At 52.4% G+C, this 22,642-nt stretch carries 21 protein-coding genes, 1 other RNA gene and 1 riboswitch; of the genes, 17 read left to right on the top strand and 5 right to left on the bottom strand.

The genetic code is table 11. From position 1 onward, the window contains the following. Positions 1–5: 5 nt before the first annotated feature. Genes DFR60_RS18590 through DFR60_RS18580 form a run of 3 tightly spaced genes read right to left on the bottom strand, consistent with a single transcriptional unit; the run spans position 6 to position 2,787 of the window. Positions 6–875 (bottom strand): STM4013/SEN3800 family hydrolase, encoded by an 870-nt coding sequence (locus DFR60_RS18590; RefSeq protein ID WP_110324243.1) that lies wholly within the window; start codon positions 873–875, stop codon positions 6–8. Continuing rightward, positions 872–1,918: an STM4014 family protein gene (locus DFR60_RS18585; protein WP_341457976.1), complete on the bottom strand. Its 1,047-nt coding sequence runs from the start codon at positions 1,916–1,918 to the stop codon at positions 872–874. The genes DFR60_RS18590 and DFR60_RS18585 overlap by 4 nt, the downstream gene beginning before the upstream one ends. 8 nt (positions 1,919–1,926) lie before the next feature. Further along, the gene (locus DFR60_RS18580) at positions 1,927–2,787 is read right to left on the bottom strand and encodes an STM4015 family protein (RefSeq protein ID WP_110324241.1); all 861 of its coding nucleotides are present in this window, start codon (positions 2,785–2,787) and stop codon (positions 1,927–1,929) included. A gap of 144 nt (positions 2,788–2,931) precedes the next feature. Further along, positions 2,932–3,013: riboswitch (glycine riboswitch) on the top strand. Between the two features lie 218 nt (positions 3,014–3,231). On the opposite strand from DFR60_RS18580, the gene gcvT reads away from it, so the two are divergent. The 17 genes from gcvT to DFR60_RS18495 all read left to right on the top strand — a co-directional run bounded on the left by gcvT (position 3,232) and on the right by DFR60_RS18495 (position 21,179). Beyond that, a complete protein-coding gene (gene gcvT / locus DFR60_RS18575) occupies positions 3,232–4,320 on the top strand; it encodes a glycine cleavage system aminomethyltransferase GcvT (RefSeq protein ID WP_110324240.1) in 1,089 nt (362 codons plus the stop codon). Between the two features lie 42 nt (positions 4,321–4,362). Then, complete coding sequence (gene gcvH / locus DFR60_RS18570; protein ID WP_025529246.1) at positions 4,363–4,737, top strand: glycine cleavage system protein GcvH; 375 nt, start codon at positions 4,363–4,365, stop codon at positions 4,735–4,737. A 42-nt stretch (positions 4,738–4,779) separates the two neighbouring features. Further along, positions 4,780–6,099 carry an aminomethyl-transferring glycine dehydrogenase subunit GcvPA gene (gene gcvPA, locus DFR60_RS18565; protein ID WP_110324239.1) on the top strand — a complete coding sequence of 440 codons (1,320 nt, stop codon included), beginning with the start codon at positions 4,780–4,782 and terminating at the stop codon, positions 6,097–6,099. Further along, the gene (gene gcvPB / locus DFR60_RS18560; protein WP_110324238.1) at positions 6,096–7,550 is read left to right on the top strand and encodes an aminomethyl-transferring glycine dehydrogenase subunit GcvPB; all 1,455 of its coding nucleotides are present in this window, start codon (positions 6,096–6,098) and stop codon (positions 7,548–7,550) included. Before gcvPA ends, gcvPB begins: the two co-directional genes overlap by 4 nt. Next, on the top strand, positions 7,547–8,542 hold the full coding sequence (gene lplA, locus DFR60_RS18555; RefSeq protein ID WP_110324237.1) for a lipoate--protein ligase: 996 nt from the start codon (positions 7,547–7,549) through the stop codon (positions 8,540–8,542). The genes gcvPB and lplA overlap by 4 nt, the downstream gene beginning before the upstream one ends. Before the next feature lie 52 nt (positions 8,543–8,594). Further along, positions 8,595–9,971: a dihydrolipoyl dehydrogenase gene (gene lpdA / locus DFR60_RS18550; protein WP_110324236.1), complete on the top strand. Its 1,377-nt coding sequence runs from the start codon at positions 8,595–8,597 to the stop codon at positions 9,969–9,971. 270 nt (positions 9,972–10,241) lie between these two features. Further along, positions 10,242–11,252 carry a deoxyguanosinetriphosphate triphosphohydrolase gene (locus DFR60_RS18545; protein WP_110324235.1) on the top strand — a complete coding sequence of 337 codons (1,011 nt, stop codon included), beginning with the start codon at positions 10,242–10,244 and terminating at the stop codon, positions 11,250–11,252. Positions 11,253–11,284: 32 nt separating this feature from the next. Continuing rightward, the gene (dnaG, locus tag DFR60_RS18540) at positions 11,285–13,048 is read left to right on the top strand and encodes a DNA primase (RefSeq protein ID WP_002603856.1); all 1,764 of its coding nucleotides are present in this window, start codon (positions 11,285–11,287) and stop codon (positions 13,046–13,048) included. Between the two features lie 39 nt (positions 13,049–13,087). Then, on the top strand, positions 13,088–14,296 hold the full coding sequence (gene rpoD / locus DFR60_RS18535) for an RNA polymerase sigma factor RpoD (protein ID WP_243005117.1): 1,209 nt from the start codon (positions 13,088–13,090) through the stop codon (positions 14,294–14,296). 16 nt (positions 14,297–14,312) lie between these two features. Continuing rightward, positions 14,313–15,029: a tRNA (adenine(22)-N(1))-methyltransferase gene (locus tag DFR60_RS18530; RefSeq protein ID WP_110324234.1), complete on the top strand. Its 717-nt coding sequence runs from the start codon at positions 14,313–14,315 to the stop codon at positions 15,027–15,029. Then, positions 14,998–15,807: a Nif3-like dinuclear metal center hexameric protein gene (locus DFR60_RS18525; protein WP_110324233.1), complete on the top strand. Its 810-nt coding sequence runs from the start codon at positions 14,998–15,000 to the stop codon at positions 15,805–15,807. The genes DFR60_RS18530 and DFR60_RS18525 overlap by 32 nt, the downstream gene beginning before the upstream one ends. Before the next feature lie 22 nt (positions 15,808–15,829). After that, the gene (locus tag DFR60_RS18520; RefSeq protein ID WP_110324232.1) at positions 15,830–17,491 is read left to right on the top strand and encodes a nucleoside kinase; all 1,662 of its coding nucleotides are present in this window, start codon (positions 15,830–15,832) and stop codon (positions 17,489–17,491) included. A 51-nt stretch (positions 17,492–17,542) separates the two neighbouring features. Further along, positions 17,543–18,466, top strand: a complete 924-nt coding sequence (locus DFR60_RS18515; protein ID WP_110324231.1) for an AEC family transporter — start codon at positions 17,543–17,545, stop codon at positions 18,464–18,466. Between the two features lie 49 nt (positions 18,467–18,515). Continuing rightward, an RNA gene (rnpB, locus tag DFR60_RS18510) (RNase P RNA component class A) lies at positions 18,516–18,865 on the top strand. A gap of 135 nt (positions 18,866–19,000) precedes the next feature. Continuing rightward, complete coding sequence (locus tag DFR60_RS18505; RefSeq protein WP_243005116.1) at positions 19,001–20,056, top strand: lysylphosphatidylglycerol synthase transmembrane domain-containing protein; 1,056 nt, start codon at positions 19,001–19,003, stop codon at positions 20,054–20,056. A 278-nt stretch (positions 20,057–20,334) separates the two neighbouring features. Continuing rightward, positions 20,335–20,784 (top strand): LytTR family DNA-binding domain-containing protein, encoded by a 450-nt coding sequence (locus DFR60_RS18500; RefSeq protein WP_110324352.1) that lies wholly within the window; start codon positions 20,335–20,337, stop codon positions 20,782–20,784. A gap of 2 nt (positions 20,785–20,786) precedes the next feature. After that, the gene (locus tag DFR60_RS18495; RefSeq protein ID WP_110324229.1) at positions 20,787–21,179 is read left to right on the top strand and encodes a DUF3021 family protein; all 393 of its coding nucleotides are present in this window, start codon (positions 20,787–20,789) and stop codon (positions 21,177–21,179) included. Positions 21,180–21,251: 72 nt separating this feature from the next. Here DFR60_RS18495 and DFR60_RS18490 read toward each other — a convergent pair whose 3' ends face one another. Next, positions 21,252–21,677, bottom strand: coding sequence for an aspartate carbamoyltransferase regulatory subunit (locus tag DFR60_RS18490; protein WP_110324228.1), 426 nt, complete (start codon positions 21,675–21,677; stop codon positions 21,252–21,254). After that, a complete protein-coding gene (gene pyrB / locus DFR60_RS18485; RefSeq protein WP_002603866.1) occupies positions 21,671–22,594 on the bottom strand; it encodes an aspartate carbamoyltransferase in 924 nt (307 codons plus the stop codon). Before pyrB ends, DFR60_RS18490 begins: the two co-directional genes overlap by 7 nt. Positions 22,595–22,642: the final 48 nt, after the last annotated feature.

Here is a 22,642-nt window from a genome sequence, read left to right as displayed (position 1 = left end):
TGACCTTAAAGGGTAAAATGCTTATAGGGAACCGTGGTTACAGCCGGGTGATTGATGCCGTGAAACTGGCAGCCGTCTTCCCCGTAACACGTTCCATGATCGGAACAGCAGATCACAAAGGTGCTGCCCCGCACCGCCTTCCAGCATTCAAACAGCCGACCCAGCTGGCCATCCACATAGCGCAGAGCTGCGCCGTGGCTCTCAATGCTGTCATGAACGGCGCCGTCCAGATAAAAGTAATTGGGGTAATGGATAGCGTCGATATTCAAATAGAGAAAAACCGGAATGTCCCTGTCCGCTTTTTCGATCTTCTTTAAGAGAAAATCCACCTGATTGCGGGTGCTGTCCTTGACGGGACAGGCAAAGGAAGGATTCCAGTAGCTGCGGCGGAAATATCCGGGAAATACCCGGCCCAGGTCGGAGCGTTTGTCGAAAAATGCCACACCGCCCACGCACCAGGTGTCGTAGCCGGCCTTCTCCAGCCCTTCCATGATGGTCGCCCCGGAAAATCCAAAGGCGCCGGCGGGCGCTTTCTTTCCCATACCCGCGTTTACCGGGAAGAAGAGCGGCTGCCGGTCAGCGATGCTTTTGGCCTCATAACGGCAGGGCAGAAATCCGGCGAACATGGCGTGGTGAGAGGGATAAGTGAAATTGCCGGGAGCCTGGCATTTCTCCCAGGTGCCATACCGGTTCAGTACCGGTGTCGTGCCCTTTGCTTCCTCCTCTGCGGCCACATCGTAGCGCAGGGTGTCGAGGCAGATAAAAAGGATGTCATGGCTGCCTGCGATTTTATTCATATCGATATCCGGCTGCCCGGCGTTCAGTGTCCGGCCGAATAAGCCGGCCGGGACCTCGTGCAGTGCTTCATCGCTCATAAAGTACCTCCCTGCTCCAGCCATGCCTTCATCATCCTGACCTGGTGGCTGTAAATTTCATTCTTGTCATAAATATCCTGGTAAAGCAGGTCGCCCTGTCCGTTCATCTCGATGATCCGTGGCTTTAAGCTGCCTTTTTCCAGGAGAATATCGATCCCGGCGCTGCGAAGGCCGGGGTAACAGCAGCAGGCCCTCCGGCATAGCTCTTTTATAGTTGAAGTGACGTCTTCCGGCAGCGCCAGCCGGGAGGCATCCAGCGGGTGATTGTTTAAATGGAGATTGGTGACAGGCCCTTTCGACAGCCGTGCCAGCAGAAAATCGAGGGCTCCATCCTGGCAGACCGCTCTCAAGTCGTAGGAAAATCCCTGAAAGTCCGCCTTCGGGTACCACCGTTCCACAATACATCCGAGGGAGAGCAGACTGTCTAAAAAATCCAGGATTTCTGCAGGGTCCGTGATGGTGTGAAGTCTCTTCGTATTGATAAGCGGAGGTCGGAAAGCAGAGGAACGCTCCGGCTTTAATGCTGCCTGATCGAAGGCGGCGCAGGAGTAGGCGGCCATGCGTCCGGTCTTTGGCTGGAAGCGAAATGCCGTGACCCCGGCCGCGCCGGATCCTGATACCGGTTTGATAAAGACCGATAATATCCGCATATCCTTCATGCGGGAGAGAAGCGCTTCGCTGTCCCCGATGCCTTCTCCCAGGCTTTGGGTAATGGGAAGACCGGCCTCCTTTAATGCCTGCTTGCAGCCGGTCTTGTCGAGAAGCTCCATGAGCGTGCGAGGCGGATTTAAGAATTGGGAGACTGATGCCTCCTTTTCCAACGCCCTCAAATCACTGCGGTAGGAAGCGACCAGATCATTGAGGCCGGAGAGATGGCCATCGGTCCAGACCGGAGGATCGATCTTTACAAACAGTTCGCTGTCAGCGGGAAAACCGCAGCGCCTCCATTCCTCCCACTCCAGAAACAGAAAGGGCAGTCCGTTTTGGCGGGCCGCCTTTTCAAAGTAGATGGTTCGCTTCGTGTCACGGTTTCCCAGCAGCACCACGGTTCTCATTCTGTCAGCATGGCGTTCATCCAGACCTCGCCGCGGTAGTTATCCGGTTTATTCTGTTCGGACAGCTCCGTCTCGATCGGAAGCGCGGCCAGACGCTGCATCATCCCGGTGCTTAAGTAATGGTAGTGGGCATCCAGTTTCTGGATATTGGGATGCGCGGGCAGCGCTTCAAGTAAAAGGGCCCCTCCCTTGTCAGACAGAGTCCCGCAGGACAAGTCCAGTGTGTGGATCTGGTCCATATAGCGGCACCCCAGTACGGTTTCCGTCATCTCATCCTGCATCTCACTGTCGACAATCCCTAAATACTCCAGTTTCGGAAAGTCCATGGTGTCAAGCAGAGAGCGGATGGTCTCACAGTCGCCCTCAAAGCCGTAATTATCGCTTCCTATGTAGAGAATCAGCTTTTTTAAGCCGGGCAGCCGCGCATTTTTCACGGACTCGATGACAGAATTCGGAAGTCCGCCGCAGATGATGGTGAGCGATTCCAGTTTCTCATGAGAGACTGCGCCCAGCTCCAGATCGGTGCTTCCCTTGATGGTCAGCTCCGTCAGCTCCGGAAGCGCCGCCCATAAGCCGCCATAGTTGCCCTGAATGATCCAGGATACCTCGCACTCCTCGAAATCCATATCTCCGATAAAGAGGCTGCGGATATGGGAAAATTCTTTCGCATGTGAAATAATTCCGTCGATGATTGGCTGGCAGCTTTCCTCCCAGCAGTCGCCCCAGTTTCCTATGGAAAGCTCAGTCAGTCCGGAAAAATCAGGGTCGGCAAGAAGATCATCAATCAGAGTGTGGGCTCCCTTTGTCCCGTCTTCATATTCATCGTATTCGTAGCTGAAGGTTTTGCTTTTGTTCATTTGCAGAAGTCCCCTTTCGTTTCATGGCTTTATTTTACCATAACCGGTGAGAGAAGTCATCCCCGGAATCGTAAAATATGCACAAAAATCGCTTGCGGCTCCCTGCCATACATGTTATACTTTACTCGTAAATTGAATATTCGGATGAAGAGTTCGGGAGAGACCGCCTTAACTGGCGGAGCCGAAGGTGAGAAAAACTCTCAGGCAAAAGGACCGGATTTGGACGAAACTCTGGAAAGGTGATGGACACCACCGACGAGGCAGCTTTCCAGCCGTATGTTCCTCAGACCGGACACAGCAGCCGTGGACTGGATCAGAAAAGGAACGGCGACGGCTGAAGGTAATCTTTCAGGTACGAAGACGGGGCATATGACAATTCTTATTTCTTGTTGTATGCCTTTTTTATGTCCAAAATTTAACGATCTTGATTGGAGGTAGGGAAACATGGAATGTAAGACAACTTTATATGATACTCATGTAAAGTACGGGGGAAAGATGGTGCCGTTTGCCGGATTTCTTCTGCCGGTGCAGTACGGGACCGGAGTGATCGCGGAGCACATGGCGGTTAGGACGGCCTGCGGGCTGTTCGACGTGTCCCATATGGGGGAGATCCTGTGTGAGGGCGAAGCGGCGCTCGACAATTTAAACCATCTGCTGACCAATGATTTTACCAGCATGGTGGACGGCCAGGCCAGATACAGCCCCATGTGCAATGAGGAGGGCGGCGTGGTGGATGACCTGATCGTTTACAAGATCAGAGACAATCACTATTTTATCGTGGTGAACGCATCCAACAAAGACAAGGACTTCGCATGGATGATGGCCCATAAGCTCCCCGGCGCCGAGCTGAAGGATATATCGGCGGGAGTCGGCCAGCTGGCGCTTCAGGGCCCGAAGGCGGAAGAGATTCTGCTAAAACTGACAGATAAAGAGAATCTGCCGGTAAAATATTACACCTGCCTTATAGACCGTGCGGTGGCAGGAATCCGCTGCATCGTATCGAAGACCGGTTATACCGGGGAAGACGGATACGAACTTTACATGGATGCCGGGAAGGCGCCGGAGCTTTTTGAGGCACTGATGGAGGCGGGAAAAGAGGAAGGTCTGATTCCCTGCGGACTGGGAGCCAGAGACACGCTGAGACTGGAAGCGGCCATGCCATTATACGGCCACGAGATGGATGACACCATTACTCCGCTGGAGACGGGACTCTCCTTTGCGGTGAAGATGAAGAAGGAAGACTTTATCGGAAAAGCGGCCATCGAAGCAAAGGGAGAACCCACACGGGTGAGAGTCGGCTTAAAGGTGACCGGCCGGGGCATTATCCGGGAACATGAGACCGTCTATGCGAATGGGGAAGAGATCGGTATCACTACATCGGGAACCCACGTTCCTTACTTAAAATGCCCGGTTGCCATGGCTTTGGTAAAGAAAGAGTATGCAGTGCCCGGTACGAAGGCAGAGGCGGACGTAAGAGGGCGCCGGATCGAAGCAGAGGTAGTTCCACTTCCTTTCTACAAAAGAACGAAATAGATATTCCACGAAAATATAAATTATAATATGGAGGAAAAAACAATGACATATCCAGAAAATTTAAAGTATGCAAAATCTCACGAGTGGGTCGAATTTTTAGAGGATGGCTCAGCCAGAATCGGTATGACAGACTATGCACAGGATCAGATGGGAGATCTCGTATTCGTTAATCTTCCTGAGCCGGAGGATGAGGTGACGGCAGGCGAGGCGTTCGGCGATGTGGAGTCCGTAAAGGCAGTTTCCGATGTCTATTCCCCGATCACCGGCGTGGTTGCGGAAATAAACGAAGACTTGCTGGACAGTCCGGAAAGCATCAATTCCGATCCGTACGGTGCATGGATGATCCGTGTATCCGATATTGGGGATCAGGAAGAGCTGATGAGTGCGGAGGAATACGAGGAGTTCGTCAAAGAATAAGAACGTTAGATGCAGTTCTAAGATGGCAAAAGGAGAATGCAAATGGGGTCTTACTTATCCAGTACCGATCATCAGCAGAAGGCGATGCTCGATGAAATCGGTTATAAAGATTACGATGATCTGTTCGGCTGTGTGCCGGATTCAGTGAAGTTAAAGGGGCGGCTCTCCATACCGGAGGGTAAATCAGAGCTTGAACTGCGCAGGCAGATGGAGTCTTTGGCGGGAAAAAACCGTGTGTTTGACCACGTGTTCCGCGGAGCGGGGGCGTACCGCCACTACATATCGGCCATAGTTAAGGAAGTGGTCTCCAAAGAAGAGTTTGTCACCGCCTATACGCCGTATCAGGCGGAGATCAGCCAGGGAAATTTACAGGCTATCTTCGAGTACCAGACCATGATCTGTGAACTGACCGGCATGGACGCGGCCAACGCGTCGGTCTACGATGGAGCTTCAGCCGCCGCGGAGAGTGTATTCATGTGCCGGGAACGGAAGAGAGTCAGAGTCCTGGCGGCGGACACGGCTAATCCGGATGTGCTGGCGGCCATGGAGACGTACTGCCACGGCAGAGGCGCCCACGTGGAACTGGTTCCTTCAAAGGACGGAAGCGTTGATTTGGAGGCGCTTAAGGAGATGCTTGATGAGACGACGGCCTGTTTCTATGTACAGCAGCCCAATTACTATGGGATTCTGGAGGATGTCACGGCCATGGCGGAACTGGTTCACGGAGCCGGAGCCAAGCTGATTGCCGGCTGTAATCCCATCTCCATGGCGGTTTTACAGACCCCGGCCGAATGCGGCGCCGATATTGCGGTGGGAGAGGGACAGCCGCTGGGGCTTCCGATGGCATTTGGCGGTCCTTACCTGGGATTTATGGCGACCACGCGGGATATGATGAGGAAGCTGCCCGGACGTATCGTGGGGGAAACGGTTGATTCCGACGGAAAGAGGGGCTTTGTCCTGACGCTTCAGGCGAGAGAACAGCACATCCGCCGGGAAAAAGCCAGCAGCAACATCTGTTCCAACCAGGCGCTCTGCGCGCTGACAGCCTCGGTCTATTTATCGGCCATGGGGCCGGAGGGACTTCGGGAGGCGGCGCTCCAGTGCACCTCGAAAGCCCATTATTTAAGAGAAAAGCTAAGAGCAGCCGGTTTAAGTCCGGTCTATGACAAGCCATTTTTCCACGAGTTCGTGACAGACTGCCCGGCAGATACAGCGCGGTTGTCCGCCAAACTGGAGGAAGAAGGTTACTTAGGCGGTCTGCCTCTGCCAGGCGGACGCATGCTCTGGTGTACCACGGAGATGAATACGAAGGAGGAGATGGACCGTCTGGCCGATCTCGTAAAGGAGGTGTGCTGCGCATGAAACTGATATTTGAACGAAGTGTAAACGGACGTCACTGCCAGATTCTGCCGCCCTCCGACGTGCCTTATGTGATGCCGGAGTGCACAAGAGCGCTTCCGCTGCGCCTTCCCGAGGTATCTGAAAATGACATAAGCCGCCATTATACGGAACTGGCCAAAGCGACCCACGGTGTCAACGACGGCTGTTATCCCCTTGGTTCCTGTACCATGAAATACAATCCAAAGATCAATGATGAGATCGCCGGGCTCCCCGGATTTACAGGAATTCATCCGCTGCAGCCAGAAACCACCGTTCAGGGCGCCTTGGAGGTCTTAAAGACATCGGAGGAAATATTCTGTGAGATAACAGGAATGGACAGCATGACGTTCCAGCCTGCGGCCGGCGCCCACGGCGAATTCACGGGACTTCTGCTGATTCGTGCCTGGCACGAGAGCCGCGGGGATGAGAAACGGACGAAGATCATTGTTCCGGACTCCGCCCATGGGACGAATCCGGCCAGTGCAACCATGGCCGGCTACAAGGTAATCAATATTCCATCCACAGCCGACGGACTTGTGGATTTAGAGAAGCTTCGGGGTGCTGTCGGAGAAGACACGGCAGGCCTCATGCTGACGAATCCCAATACAGTGGGACTCTTTGATCCCAACATTCTGGAGATCACAAAGATCGTCCACGATGCAGGCGGCCTCTGCTATTACGACGGAGCGAACTTAAATGCGGTAATGGGAATCACACGGCCGGGAGATATGGGCTTTGACGTGGTTCATTTGAATCTGCACAAGACATTTTCCACGCCTCACGGCGGCGGCGGACCCGGAAGCGGTCCGGTGGGCTGCAAGCGTTTCCTGGAACCGTTCCTGCCGGGACAGAAGGTGGTGGAACGGGACGGCGCGCTTTGCATGGAGCCCTATGAAAAATCCATCGGCATGGTTAAGGAATTCTACGGAAACTTCCTGGTGGTGGTGAAGGCGCTCTCTTACGTGTTGACGCTGGGCCCCGACGGCATTGCCGACGCCTGTAAAAACGCGGTGTTAAATGCCAATTACGTCAGGGTAAAGCTGTCAGACTATTACCATATGCCGTTTAAACAGACGTGCATGCATGAGTTCGTCATGAGTCTGGAGCAGGAAAAGGAAGAGATGGACGTGACGGCCATGGATATCGCCAAGGCCCTTTTAGATCATGGAATCCATCCGCCGACCATGTACTTCCCGCTGATTGTCCACGAGGCCCTGATGGTGGAGCCGACGGAGACGGAATCAAAGGAGAACTTAGATGAACTGATCGCCGTGTTCCACGAGATCTATGAGACGGCGAAGCGTGATCCCGAATATATCCGGAGCTCCCCCCACATCACCATGGTGAAGCGCCTGGATGAAGTAAATGCGGCCAGAAATCCAAAGCTGCATTACGCATTCGGGGAGGAAATCGCAGAGGGGGAAGAGGCGTGATCCGCCGACTGACCCTGGCCCTGGGGCCGGGGTCATACCCCTATCCCAATTTCGGCATGGAGGAGTATTTGCTTTACCATGTGGAAGAAGAGGAATGCATTCTCTACCTGTGGCAGAATGAAAAAACCGTGGTCATAGGCAGGAATCAGAACGCATGGAAGGAGTGCCGCAGAGAGGAACTGGAGGCCGCCGGAGGTCATCTGGTGAGACGGCTGTCGGGAGGCGGCGCCGTGTTCCACGACCTGGGAAATTTAAATTTTACCTTCATCACAAGAAAAGATAACTACGATGTCACAAACCAGACGGAAGTCATCTTAAGGGCGGCGGGGAAGCTGGGTGTAAACGCGGAACGGACCGGCCGCAATGATATCACAGTGGATGGCCGCAAATTTTCCGGCAACGCATACTACGAGACCGGGGACCTCTGCTATCATCACGGGACGATTCTGCTCTCCGTGGACAAAGAAGAGATGGCCCGCTATCTAAACGTTTCCAGGGAAAAACTGAAATCCAAAAGCGTGGATTCCGTCAAAAGCCGCGTGGCCAATTTGATAGAATTCGTGCCGGATCTGACGGTTAGACGCATGAGAGACAGCCTGGAGGAAAGCTTCGGCGAGGTCTACGGCCTTCCTGTAGGCCCATTTCCCCCGGAGCGGCTTTGCGAAGACGAGGTAAGGGAGCGGACGGAGCGGTTTGCCTCCTGGGAGTGGAAATACGGCAGGAAGATCCCGTTCAGCGACGAAGCCGCCGCCCGTTTTTCCTGGGGGGAGGCCCAGGTGCTGGTTCATGTGGAAGAGGGGCGTGTCCAGGAAGGAAAGATCTGGTCCGACGCCCTGGATACGGACTTTATCAAAGCCGCGGAAGAGATTCTGACCGGCATGATCTGGAACAGAAAGGCAGCAGCAGATCGTTTTTCAGCCCTGTCCTGCGGCACTCCGGTTCAGGAGGCGATGCGGCAGGATTTACAGGATCTGGTCTGCGATATGATGTAGTGTCTGCTGTGCCGTCGATTCGCAGACGCGCCTGAGAGAACAGGAGGATTGGATGGAAAAACATTATGATCTCGTCGTAATCGGCGCGGGGCCAGGCGGCTATATGACGGCCCTTTACGCGTCGAAGGCGGGAAAAAGAACGGCCGTGATCGAACGGTCCCATGTGGGAGGCACCTGTTTAAACTGCGGATGCATTCCTACGAAAACGTATCTCCACACCACCGGCCTTTACCGGGAGGTGAAGAAGACAGAGGCCGCCGGCCTCCATACGGAAGGCCTGCGCGTATCCATGGAGGAACTGAAGAAACGCAAAGACGCCGTGGTGGAAGAATTGCGTGCCGGCATCGAGAAGCAGCTGGCCGCCGCAAAGGTCGATCTATACCGGGGTACCGGCGTAGTGTGCGGAGAACACTTAGTGAAAGTAATGCCGGGTGAGGAAGAAGTAACCGCAGATTATATTCTGCTGGCAGCAGGCTCCGAGCCTTCGTCCCTTCCCATTCCGGGCATGGACTTACCAGGCGTGAAAAACAGCACCCAGATGCTGGAGGAGGAGTGTGTTCCGGACCGCCTCGTGATCATTGGCGGCGGAGTCATCGGAATGGAGTTCGCTACTGTCTATAACGACCTGGGATGTCAGGTCACGGTACTGGAAGCCATGGATAAGATCCTGCCCGGTATGGACAAGGAGATTTCCCAGAATTTAAAGATGATTATGAAAAAACGCGGCGTAGACATTCATACCGGAGCTACGGTTTCCTCCGTCGAAAAGATGGGAGACGGAACGTATCTCTGCCGCTATACGGAAAAAGAAAGAACTTATGAAGCCCCGGCCGCGCTGATTCTGTCAGCCGTCGGCCGCCGTCCATTAAGCCGCGGTCTGTTCTCGGAAGACATGCAGGAACGCATCGAAATGGAGCGGGGCCGTGTCCTGGTAAACGAGCGCTATGAAACCTCGGTACCCGGCATTTACGCCGTTGGAGACCTTATCGGAGGCGTCTGCCTTGCCCACGTGGCTACGGCAGAGGGCTGTCAGGCAGCTTCCGCCATGTTCCCGGAGCTGAAGGGAAAAGACATGACCGTCATTCCCTCCTGCGTGTACACCGATCCGGAGATCGCCTGCGCAGGCCTCACCGCTGACGAGGCAAAAGCCGCCGGCATCGATACCGTCACAGGAAAATACATCATGTCCGTAAATGGTAAGTCCGTCCTGTCCATGCAGGACCGCGGCTTCTTAAAAATAGTTTCCGAAAAGGAGACCGGCCGTATCCTGGGCGCCCAGCTGATGTGCGCCAGAGCAACCGATATGATCGGCGAACTGGAACTGGCCATTTCAAAACGCTTGACGGCTGAAGATCTGGCGGCCGTCATCATGCCCCATCCAACCTTCTGTGAAGGAATCGGAGAGGCTGCAGAATCATTAATAATTTAAAGTAACTGTAACAGCAGGAAAGCAGCAGGGAAAGGGCGGATCGCATGATCCGCCCTTTCCCTGTCCTCCGCCGCCTCTTTGCAAAAACAGGAAGTAAAAATCTAAAATCCCAAAAATCCAAAAGTTTAAATATAGGGTATTAAAGTTACTGAAAATATGATATAATGTAACATAACTTTGGGTATTTATTTAACAGAATAAAGCCACGTCAGTGTACTCGTGAAATTACGGAGCGAGGAGAGAAACAAACCAATTGAAAGGATGTGACACATGAATATCAGGGAATCCACGGAATCCTGGGAAGCAGAAGCTTTAAGCCCTTACGCCTCACTCAGCAGGAATTCGAGAGGAAGGGAAAGGGAGGAAGAACCGTGTGATATACGGCCCGTCTATCAGCGTGACCGGGACCGGATTATCCACTGTAAGACATTTCGCAGGCTGAAGCATAAGACGCAGGTCTTTCTGGCGCCGGAAGGCGACCACTACCGGACGCGCCTTACCCATACCCTTGAAGTATCTCAGATCGCAAGGACCATTGCCAGGGCGCTGCGCATGAACGAGGATCTGACTGAGGCCATCGCACTGGGGCACGATCTCGGGCATACGCCCTTCGGCCATTCAGGGGAAGCGGTCCTGAACAAGATCTGTTCGGAAGGCTTTGCCCACTACCGGCAGAGTGTCCGGGTTGTGGAGGTTCTGGAAAAGAATGGAAGAGGCCTTAATTTAACCTGGGAAGTGCGCGACGGCATCCTAAACCACAGAACGAGCGGAAGCCCATCCACGCTGGAAGGAAAGATTGTACGGCTTTCCGATAAGATCGCCTACATCAATCACGATATCGATGATGCAATCCGCGCCAGGATGTTTGTGGAGGAAGATCTGCCGGAGTACTATACGGAGATTCTCGGGCACAGCGTGCGGGAACGCCTGAATAACCTGATACATGATATTATCCGAAACAGCTATGAGAAACCGGAGATTATCATGTCCCCCCACATGGAGGAAGCCATGCAGGGGCTTCGCACCTGGATGTTTGAGAACGTATACCGGAGCGACGTACCCAAGGCGGAGGAAGGAAAGGCGCAGCATCTCATTGTGATGCTGTTTAACTATTATATGGAGCATACGGATAAGCTCCCGGCGGAATACCACTATCTGATGGATGTACGCCACGAAAACCGTGAACGCGTGGTATGCGATTACATAGCGGGGATGAGCGACAGCTACGCCATCGACAAGTTCGAAGAGCTGTTCGTCCCAAAGGCCTGGAAGGATATCTGACAGTTAAGGGAATCAGGGAGGTGTGAAATTTCATGCGATATCCGGAAGAAGTAGTAGAAGAAGTCAGAATGAAAAACGATATCGTGGATGTGATTTCAGGTTACGTGAAGCTGCAGAAGAAGGGGAGCAACTACTTTGGACTCTGCCCGTTTCACAATGAGAAATCACCTTCCTTTTCCGTGTCGCCCTCCAAACAGATGTATTACTGTTTTGGCTGCGGCGCCGGAGGCAATGTGATTACGTTTGTAATGGAATATGAGAATTATTCCTTTATGGAAGCGCTTCAGATGCTGGCCGACAGGGCCGGCGTGGCGCTCCCGAAGCAGGAGTACAGCAAGGAAGCAAAAGAGGCCGCGGATTTACGGACGGCCCTGCTGGAGATTAACCGCATGGCGGCAAATTATTACTATTTCCAGCTCACGAATCCGCAGGGCGAGGTGGGGTACCGGTATTTGAGGGACAGGCAGCTGGCCGATGATACCATACGCCACTTCGGACTCGGCTTTGCCAACAAGACCAGTGACGATCTGTACCGGTATTTAAGGGCAAAGGGATACGACGACAAGATTTTAAAGGAGACCGGTCTGGTCACCATCGAGGAGCGCGGAGCCCATGACAAGTTCTGGAACCGCGTTATGTTTCCCATCATGGATGTGAACAACCGTGTCATCGGCTTCGGCGGTCGCGTGATGGGCGCAGGGGAACCGAAATACTTAAACTCTCCGGAGACGAAGCTGTTCGATAAGAGCCGGAATCTATACGGCCTCAACTATGCAAGACTTTCCAGGGAAAAATACATATTAATCTGCGAAGGCTATATGGATGTCATCGCCATGCACCAGGCCGGCTTCACCAATGCGGTGGCGTCCCTGGGAACGGCCTTTACGACGCAGCATGCGGCGCTGCTAAAACGCTACACGGATAAGGTGGTTTTAACGTACGACAGCGACGGAGCGGGAACGAAGGCGGCTCTGAGGGCGATTCCGATTCTGCGCGATGTGGGCATGTCCATCCGGGTGCTGAACATGCAGCCGCATAAAGACCCCGACGAGTTCATCAAGAATATGGGGGCTGAAGCGTTCCGTGAACGGATTGAGCAGGCGAGAAACAGCTTTTTATTTGAAATCGACGTTTTAAAGAGAAACTACGAGATGGATGACCCCGAGCAGAAGACCGAGTTCTATAACCAGGTGGCGAAGAAGCTCTGTGAATTTCCGGAGGCCCTGGAACGGGAGAACTATTTAGAGGCCGTGTCGCGGGAATTTTTCATCAATTACGAAGACCTGAAGCGTCTGGTAAACCGCATGGGAGCGAGACTGGGTCCGGTGGCTCCGCGGGAGGAAGAAGAGAATACTGCAGGAAAGAAGAAAAAGGACAGGGAAGACGGAAGAAATCAGTCCCAGAGGCTTCTCCTCACATGGCTGATCGAGAATCCGTTCCTGTTTGACAAGATAGAGGGAATCATCACTCCCGATGATTTTATTGAAGATCTGTACCATCAGGTAGCCAAGATGGTATTTGACGGACACGCCGCCGGGAATTTGAATCCGGCAGAAATCCTGAATCATTTTATTAACGATGAAGAACAGTACCGGGTGGTTGCGGGACTTTTTAATGCGAGCCTGAAAGAATCCCTGGATAATGAAGAACAGAAGAAGGCATTTTCAGAAACGATCATGAAGGTGAAAAAGAACAGCCTCGATTATGCCAGCCGCAACGCAGCGGGGATCGAGGAGCTGCAGAGAATCATAAAGGAGCAGGCGGCGCTGAAAGATCTGCATATTTCACTGGATTAGGGTGAACACTATAGGCAAGCTGTGGAAGGATGGAAGAACATGGGCGAGAATGTTAAGAGAACGGCAGAGAAGCTGTCATCATCAAAGAAGGTGGACGAGGCCAGGGAGGCAGAACTGAGGGCCGCAGAAGAATTGGCTGCATTTGAGGAAAAGTTAAATCAGCTGCTTCTGCTGGCGAAAAAGAAAAAAAATGTTCTGGAAAATCAGGAAGTGCTCGATTTCTTTACTGGCACTACGCTGGATGCAGACCAGCTGGACCGGATCTATGATTTCCTGGAGACAAATAAAGTGGACGTTCTTCAGATCAATGAAGACGAGGACTTAGAGCTGGATCCCGATTTATTTATCGAGGAAGAGCTGGAGGAAGAGGAAGAAATCGATATGGAACACATCGATCTCTCTGTTCCGGAGGGCGTCAGCGTTGAGGACCCTGTCCGCATGTATTTAAAGGAGATCGGCAAGGTTCCGCTTTTATCCAGTGATGATGAGATTGAACTGGCCAAGAAGATCGAGCTTGGAGACGAATTGGCCAAGGAGAAGCTGACGGAAGCCAACTTAAGGCTGGTCGTCAGCATTGCCAAACGGTATGTGGGACGCGGCATGCAGTTCCTTGATCTGATTCAGGAGGGGAATTTAGGACTCATTAAGGCGGTGGAAAAGTTCGATTACAGGAAGGGCTATAAATTCAGTACTTATGCGACCTGGTGGATTCGTCAGGCGATCACGCGTGCGATTGCAGACCAGGCCCGTACCATCCGGATTCCCGTTCATATGGTGGAAACCATTAACCGTCTCGTGCGGGTTTCAAGGCAGCTTTTGCAGGAACTGGGCAGAGAACCGTCGCCGGAAGAGGTCGCTTTGAAAGTGGACATGCCGGTGGAACGGGTGCGGGAGATCATGAAGGTATCTCAGGAGCCGGTATCCTTAGAGACGCCGATCGGTGAAGAGGAAGACAGCCATTTGGGTGACTTTATTCAGGACGATCAGGTGGCGGTCCCGGCGGACGCGGCTACCTTTACCATGCTTCACGAGCAGCTTATGGAGGTCCTTGACACCCTGACAGAGAGAGAGCAGAAGGTGCTTCGCCTGCGGTTCGGTCTCGACGACGGAAGACCGAGGACGCTGGAAGAGGTGGGCAGGGAGTTCAACGTGACGAGAGAGCGAATCCGTCAGATCGAGGCCAAGGCCCTGCGGAAGCTCCGTCACCCAAGCCGCAGCAAAAAGCTGAAAGATTATTTAGACGACTGATATTGGAGCTGTATATATGAAATTATCAAAACGGTTAGAAACAGTTGCTTCCTTTGTTCCCAAAGGAAGCAACATTGCTGATATAGGGACGGACCACGGTTACGTTCCCATTTACTTAGTCAGAGAAGGTCAGGCGGAGCACGCGGTAGCCATGGATGTGAGAAAAGGCCCGCTGGAACGCGCCAGAGCCCACGTAGCTGAGGCTGGACTCGGAAGCCGAATCGATGTGCGCTTAAGCGATGGCCTGGCGGGGCTTGAAACAGGGGAAGCGGACTGCGTTGTGATCGCGGGTATGGGCGGGGAACTGATCATACATATTCTGGAAGAAGGGCGGGGGCTGTGGGAGACTATCGGATACTGGGTCCTTTCCCCACAGTCGGAACTGGATAAAGTTCGCCGTTTTCTGGAAAAAGAGTCATTTTCCATTGTTCGGGAGACTATGATGAAGGAAGATGGAAAATACTATACGGTGATGGGGGTGACGCGGGACGGCGTTTCCTGGGATTATACCTCCGAGCCGCATTACCTGTACGGAGGACGGCTGATCCGGCAGAAGAGTCCCGTTCTTGCAGAATTTCTTAAGAAGGAACGGGAACAGCTGGAGCAGATTCTGGATACACTGAAGGACAGCGATACGCCGGCGGCCTTAAAGCGCCGCGGGGAGATGGAAACCATGCTGGCCTGGAACAAGGAGGCACAAGATGAAATGCTTGGAATTGATACAGAAGCTTGAGACACTGGCGCCGTCTGCCTGCGCCTGTGATTGGGATAATGTGGGCCTGCTCGTTGGATGGCAGGAGCAGGAGATTCACAGGATCTTAATTGCACTGGATGCCACAGACGAGGTGGTGGAGGAAGCCATTCGGATGCGGGCGGATCTTCTGCTCACACACCATCCGCTTATTTTTAAACCGCTTAAAAAGGTCAATGACGATGATTTCATTGCCCTCAGGGTAATGGGGTTAATCCAGTATAATGTGAATTATTACGCCATGCACACCAATTTCGACGCGGCTCCCGGCTGTATGGCAGATATTGCCGCCGAACGGCTGGGCCTTGTGAAACCGGACGTTCTGGAGGTGATGGGCACCATGGAGATCGACGGAAAGCCTGTTCCATATGGTATCGGCAAGGTGGGAGCGCTTCCTTATGCGATGACATTAAAGGAACTGGCCCTGTTCGTCAAGGAGCGGTTCGGTCTGCCGTTTATTACCGTTTACGGAGAACACGCGGTGAAGGAGACGGTAACGCGTGTGGCGATTGCCCCCGGCTCCGGAAAGAGCTCCATTGCCTACGCGGAAAAGGCCGGCGCCGAAGTCCTGATCACAGGCGATATCGGGCATCATGAAGGCATCGATGCGGCGGCGAATCATCTGGCAATTCTGGATGCCGGACACTATGGACTGGAGCATCTGTTTATCGGATTTATGGGGGATTACCTGGAACGGGAGTATGGAGACAGCCTGGAGATCCACAAAACAGCGGCGGCATTTCCTGCAGCCGTGCTCTAATACTGCAGCAAGGAGGTATCAGATGGCATTAGTAACAATCGGTGATGTAACAAAAGAATATCCGAACGGGATGACGTATTTAGAGATTGCGGAGGAATATCAGCCGCAGTACGAGGACGACATTCTGCTTGTGCGGATCAACGGTAAGCTTCGGGAGCTTCATAAAAAGGTAAAGTTTGACTGCAGGCTGGAATTTTTCACAGGAAGGGACCAGCCGGGAATCCAGACGTACCACAGAAGCGCTACATTCCTGATGCTGAAAGCATTTTACGACGTGGTGGGAGCGGAGAAGATCGAGAAGGTCACAGTGGATTTTTCCCTCGGGAAAGGCTACTATATTGAACCCCATGGAAGCTTTACGCTGACAGAAGAGCTGATTGACCGTGTGAAGGTCCGGATGCATGAGTACGTGGAAGAGAAGATTCCCATCATGAAGCGGAGTGAGAATACGGACGATGCGATTGAACTGTTTCACAGACACCGCATGTATGACAAGGAACGGCTGTTCCGCTACCGCCGCGTATCCCGCGTCAACATCTACAGCATCGGCGGTTTCGAAGATTACTACTACGGCTATATGGTGCAGAATACCGGATATATCAAGTATTTTGATCTGGTTTTATACGACGACGGCTTCATGCTGATGCTCCCTCAGAAGGACAATCCCAAGGAGGTTCCAACGTTTGAGGCGGAGAAGAAACAGAAGCTTTTCCAGGTGTTAAAGGAAAGTGTAAAATGGGGCGAGCGCCTGAACGTCTCCCATGTCGGGGAACTGAACGAGGTAATCGCGAAGGGAGACATAAGCCGGCTGATCCTGATTCAGGAGGCTCTCCAGGAAAAGAAGATTGCGGAGATCGCGGAGAAGGTCACGTATGAACGGGATAAAAAGTTCGTCATGATCGCAGGCCCGTCATCTTCCGGAAAGACCTCCTTTTCCCACAGGCTGTCCATCCAGCTGAAGGCACAGGGGATGATACCCCATCCGATCGGCGTGGATGATTACTTTGTCAACCGGGTAGACAGTCCTAAGAATCCGGACGGAAGCTATAACTACGAGGTGCTGGAGTGCCTCGATGTAGAACAGTTTAATAAGGATATGATGGCCCTTCTGGCCGGAGATACTGTCGAGATGCCGCGCTATAATTTCAAGACAGGGACGCGGGAATACCACGGAGACATGTTAAAGCTGGGCAGAGACGACATCCTGGTAATCGAGGGAATCCACTGCTTAAATGACCGGCTGTCCTATTCCCTTCCGGCGGAAAGCAAATTCCGCATTTACGTCAGCGCGCTGACGCAGCTCAATGTTGACGAGCATAACAGGATTCCCACCACGGACTGCCGCCTGCTGCGGCGTATGGTCCGGGATGCCAGGACGAGAGGCGCATCTGCTCAGGATACGATCCGTATGTGGCCGACGGTGAGACATGGGGAAGAGCAGTATATCTTCCCGTTTCAGGAGTCTGCCGACATGATGTTTAACTCCGCCACGGTATATGAGCTGGCGGTTTTAAAGCAGTATGCGGAACCGCTTCTGTTTGGAATCCCCAGGGATTCGGAAGAGTATATGGAAGCCAAACGTCTGCTTAAGTTCCTGGATTACTTCCTGGGCGTAAACAGTGAGACTATTCCCAATAACTCGATTATACGGGAATTTATCGGAGGAAGCTGCTTCCGTGTATGACAGCAGCCTCCGAATACAAAAGAAAATGGATTGTAAAGTGAGGAAGTAAACGTGGAACTGGCTGTTATTACTGCGGAAAAGATAAGCGTCATGTTTGTCATGGCGCTTATTGGGATGATTTGTTACCGGATTGGTCTGATAAGCGGACACACCAATGAGAAGCTTTCGGATATTCTCCTTCTATTGGTGTCGCCGCTGCTTATTTTTACATCCTATCAGCAGGCCTTCGATCCGGAGAAGCTAAACGGACTGCTGGCCGCGTTCTTTATGGCGGCGGTCAGCCACGCAGTGGCCATCGCGATCGCGTCCTTTCTGGTGAAAAAAGGAAGAACGGACTGGGAGGTCGAACGGATATCCTCGATCTACTCCAACTGCGGTTTCATGGGGATTCCATTGGTGAGCGCACTTTTCGGAGCCGACGGCGTTTTCTATGCGACCGCCTACATAACGGTGTTCAACGTTCTGGTATGGACCCACGGAGTCATCCTGATGACCGGGAAACAGGATTTTAAATCATTTTTGACGGCCCTTCGATCGCCCTGCATCGTGGCAGTGGCAGTGGGGCTGTTCTGTTACCTTGCGCGCATCCGGTTTCCCGCGGTCATTCTGGAGCCGCTTACAGCGATTGCCGATATGAATACGCCGCTAGCCATGCTGGTAGCCGGTGTCTCCATCGCAGGAAGCGATATCCGCGCCCTGCTTATGAAGGTACAGATCTATTACATCTGTGCGATCCGTCTGCTCGTCATACCGGTCGCGGTCCTTCTGGTGCTGAAGGCTTTCCGGCTCGATGATATGGTCACGACAGTAGTTGTTCTGGCCACATCCTGCCCAACTGCCACCACCGGCACACTTTTCGCCCTGAAATTCCACCGGAATTCCGGTTACGCCTCAGAAATATTCGGCCTGGCCACGGCAGGCTCTATCGTGACGATCCCGGTTATGATGCTTTTGTGCGGTTTGATAACGATATAGAGAACTGGTCTTTACAAAATCCCAAATCTATGGTAAACTAACAACGTTTTGAGTAAGACAAATGGCCGCAGCTGTAATGCCGAAAGGCTGCAGATGAGGAAAGTCCGGGCTTCACAGGGCAGGATGCCAGATAACGTCTGGCGGAGGCGACTCCAGGGAAAGTGCAACAGAAATATACCGCACCGGCATGCCGGTGTAAGGGTGGAAAGGTGGTGTAAGAGACCACCGCTCTCCTGGTAACAGGAGGGGTCCATGTAAACCCCATTCGAAGCAAGACCGAACAGAGAGCATAAGGCGGCCCGCCTGCTTTCGGGTAGGTTGCTTGAGCCTGCCGGCGACGGCAGGCCTAGATAGATGGCCATTCAACGACATAACCCGGCTTATCGTCTTACTCAAAATATGAATGAAAAAGCCCTCTGCCATGCGGGCCTGCATTCCGTTTTTTTGCAGGTCCATGCGGCAGAAGGCTTTTTTTATTTCACAGGATTTTAATATTTAAGGTTTATAATAGCACTCAGTAAAACCTGGAAGGTTGTGACAATATTGAAACAAAAGAGAATGCATAAGAGGCAGATGCTGATCTGTCTGGCGGTTTTGGCGGTGCTGTCCTGGATGACATTTTATATTCTGTTCAAGGACCATTCGCCGGAGGCGCTGTACGAAGTTTTTTCCAGGGCAGACTGGAGATTTGTGGGGCTTGGCGTGGCCTGTATGGCCGTCTATCTGATCTGTGAGGCGGAAAGCATCAGGACCCTGATGGGGGCGTTTCAGACGAAAGTTCCGTTTCTGCGGTCGGCCGGGTATTCGTTCGCCGATTTTTATTTCAGCGCAATCACCCCGTCTGCAACCGGGGGACAGCCCATGCAGCTTTACTATATGACGCGGGATGGATTCGGCTTTGCCCAGAGTTCCTTTTCCCTCCTTACGCTGGCCGCGGTATACCAGCTGATGGTTCTGGTGTACGGCGTGGTCATGGTAATCGTGAAGTATCCGTATGTGCAGAGCCAGGGCCGTCTGATCAAGTGGCTGCTCATATTCGGCATTGCAGTGAACGGAATCTGTTCCCTAGGCATCCTGCTGGTGATTCTAAAGAGGGCGCTGGTGGAGCGCCTTGCAATGATTGGCATTACGATTGCGGTGAAACTGAGAATCATTAAGGACAGAAAGAAGATGGAGCGGAAGGCGGAGCACCTGATTGACGAGTACAGCAGAGGCGGCGAATGCTTCCGCAAGTATCCGCTGGTCTTCGTGAAAGTGGTACTTTTGACGGCACTGAGGCTGACGGCGCTGTTTATGATTCCGTATTTTGCCTGTATGGCTCTTGGGATCGGAGATGTGGGGCCGTTTGAGTTTCTGGCGGTTCAGGCTATTCTAAGCCTGGCGGTAACTGCGGTTCCGCTGCCGGGATCAGTCGGCGCATCGGAGGGCAGCTTCATGCTTTTATACAGCGGCGTGGTGGCGGCAGGCAATGTATTTCCCATGATGATGCTGAGCAGGGGAATCAGTTTTTACGGCTTTCTGGCCGTCAGCGGCGCGGCGACCCTGATCCTTCAATTCTGGAAGGCAGGATATACAAAAGAGAATACATAATCCATACAGTTGGCTGGGACAGGCTCCGGCCAGCTGCATTTTTTTGTTTCATAGGAAAGTTTGTCCTATGAAACAAAAACCCTCCGGGGGCGGCGCACTCCGCGCTTAGGAAATATGGCCGCTGAAGCGACCGCGCTCCGGCGCGAGAGTCCGGCGAGCCGGACTCTTTAATCAGTAATAGAAAAACGCATCTTACAGGCGAAAAAATACCACTCACCGTGTTTGCTGAGACAAATCCGAAGAGGTGGTATACAATGACATCAGAAGGGAGGAAGAATATGAAAATTATCATCGAACCGGGAGACATGGAAGAGCCGGAGGTCATCATACGCGGACGAAGCGGAAGCGAGGAAGTCAGGCAGCTGCTGGAGCTTTTAGGCGGCGCGGGAGGCATTTCCCAGATACCGCTGTATGCGGAAGAGAAGGAATACTTTTTCAGGCCGGAGGAGATCAGTTATTTTCTCACGGAAGGCGGAAAAGTCAGCGCATATCTGGAATCCGGAGTCTATGAGGCGAAAGGAAGGCTTTATGAGCTGGCCCGGCAGCTTCACCACAGGGGATTTATTCAGATCAGCAAAAGTACCGTGATCAACGCAGCAATGGTCGCTTTTGTGGAGGTGGAGTTCAGCGGGAACTACACCGCATTTTTAAAAGATGGAAAGACAAAGCTGCTCATTTCCAGAAACTATATGAAAGATTTTAGAAAATATATTATGGAGGGAAGGTAATTATGAAACGATTGGAAGGATTTTTAACGTATCTGTTTACAGGAATTGGAATCGGAGCCGTTGTGTGTACGGTGTCCATGGCCGTCATGAACGGCATGGATGGAACGCTTAAACAGGTTCTCGTATGGCTGGCGGCGTCCGCACTGTTTGCGGTTATTTCCCATATCATGTGTATGGATTTTGGCAATCTGCTGATCCGCACCATCATCCATTTCTGCCTCTGCTTTGCCCTGGCCGTGACGGTTGGAACGTTTCTTAACTATTCCGCCAGCTGGATTTCCAGCGCCAGAGTGATGCTGCCCGCATTCCTTGTCATTTATGTGATTATCTATGTGGGAATGTTCATGGTGCGGCTGGCCGAGACGAAGGAACTGAATAAAAAGCTGAGCAGATAAGAAATAACAGGTTTTCAGAAAGTAAAAAAGAATCATGACGGTGCCAATTCCCCTGTCATGATTCTTTTACTTTTATTTGGAGTACTTTTCCTCGCAGTACATGCAGCGGTAGGTCTCGGTCTCCGAATCCGCAAGATAGAAGATATGCGGCAGTTCCTGTTCGATGGAGGTGATGCAGCGCGGGTTCTTGCAGTGGATCACATTGGTGATCTTTTTCGGAAGCTTTAAGGTCCTCTTTTCCGCAATCTGATTGTCGCGGATAATATTGACCGTGATGTTGTGATCGATGTAGCCGAGAATGTCGAGATCGATGTGGTCCAGACCGCCCTCGATCTTAATGATGTCCTTGCGTCCCATCTTGTTGCTTCTTGCGTTCTTGATAATCGCTACCTGGCAGTCTAACTTGTCCAGTCCCAGGTTATAGTAGATGTCCAGGCTCTTGCCGGCCTGAATATGGTCTAATACGATGCCTTCGTTTAATCCGCTGATATTTAACATGGTTTTTCTACCTCCAGTAATGTCATAATAAGGGCCATGCGCACGTATACGCCGTACTGGGCCTGTTTAAAGTAGGCGGCTCTCGGGTCGTTGTCTACTTCTACGGAGATTTCGTTGACCCTGGGAAGCGGGTGAAGAACGTACATGTCTTCCTTGGCAAGCTTCATCTTGTTCTTATCGAGAATGTAGCAGTCTTTCAAACGAATGTAGTCTTCCTCGTTGAAGAAACGTTCCTTCTGTACGCGGGTCATGTAGAGAATGTCGAGAGAAGGCATGGCCTCGTCTAAGCTGTCCATTTCCACAAATTCGATGTTGTTCGCTTTTAAAACGTCTTCCCTGATGTATTCCGGTACACGCAGCTCAGGCGGGGAAATGAGGACGAACTTGATGTTCTCATAGCGAACCAGGGCGTTGATCAGGGAGTGAACGGTGCGGCCGAACTTTAAATCGCCGCAGAGGCCGATGGTTAAGTCATGAAGACGGCCTTTTAAGGAACGGATTGACAGCAAGTCCGTGAGTGTCTGGGTCGGGTGCTGATGGCCGCCGTCACCGGCGTTGATGACCGGAATTCCGGAATGGGTGGCGGCAACTAACGGAGCGCCCTCCTTCGGATGTCTCATGGCGCAGATATCGGCGTAGCAGGAAATGACGCGGATCGTATCAGCCACGCTCTCGCCTTTTGCTGCCGAGCTGGAATCGGCAGAAGAAAAGCCGAGTACGCTGCCACCTAAATTCAACATGGCTGCTTCAAAACTCAAACGAGTTCTTGTACTTGGCTCATAAAATAATGTCGCTAATTTTTTTCCGTCACATACGTGGGAATATTCCGAAAGGTGATGTTCAATATTGTCTGCAAGATCGAGCAGCTGACCGGTTTCTTCCACACTAAAGTCTAATGGGTTTAATAAATGTCTCATAAGAATCTCCTTTATCCAATGTCTTAAAATCCTTTCCCCATTATATAG

The organism is Hungatella effluvii (genome assembly GCF_003201875.1).
Taxonomy (GTDB): Bacteria; Bacillota; Clostridia; order Lachnospirales; family Lachnospiraceae; genus Hungatella; species Hungatella effluvii.
Note: the sequence above shows the minus strand (reverse complement) of the source record. Positions and strands in the feature narration are given on the sequence as shown.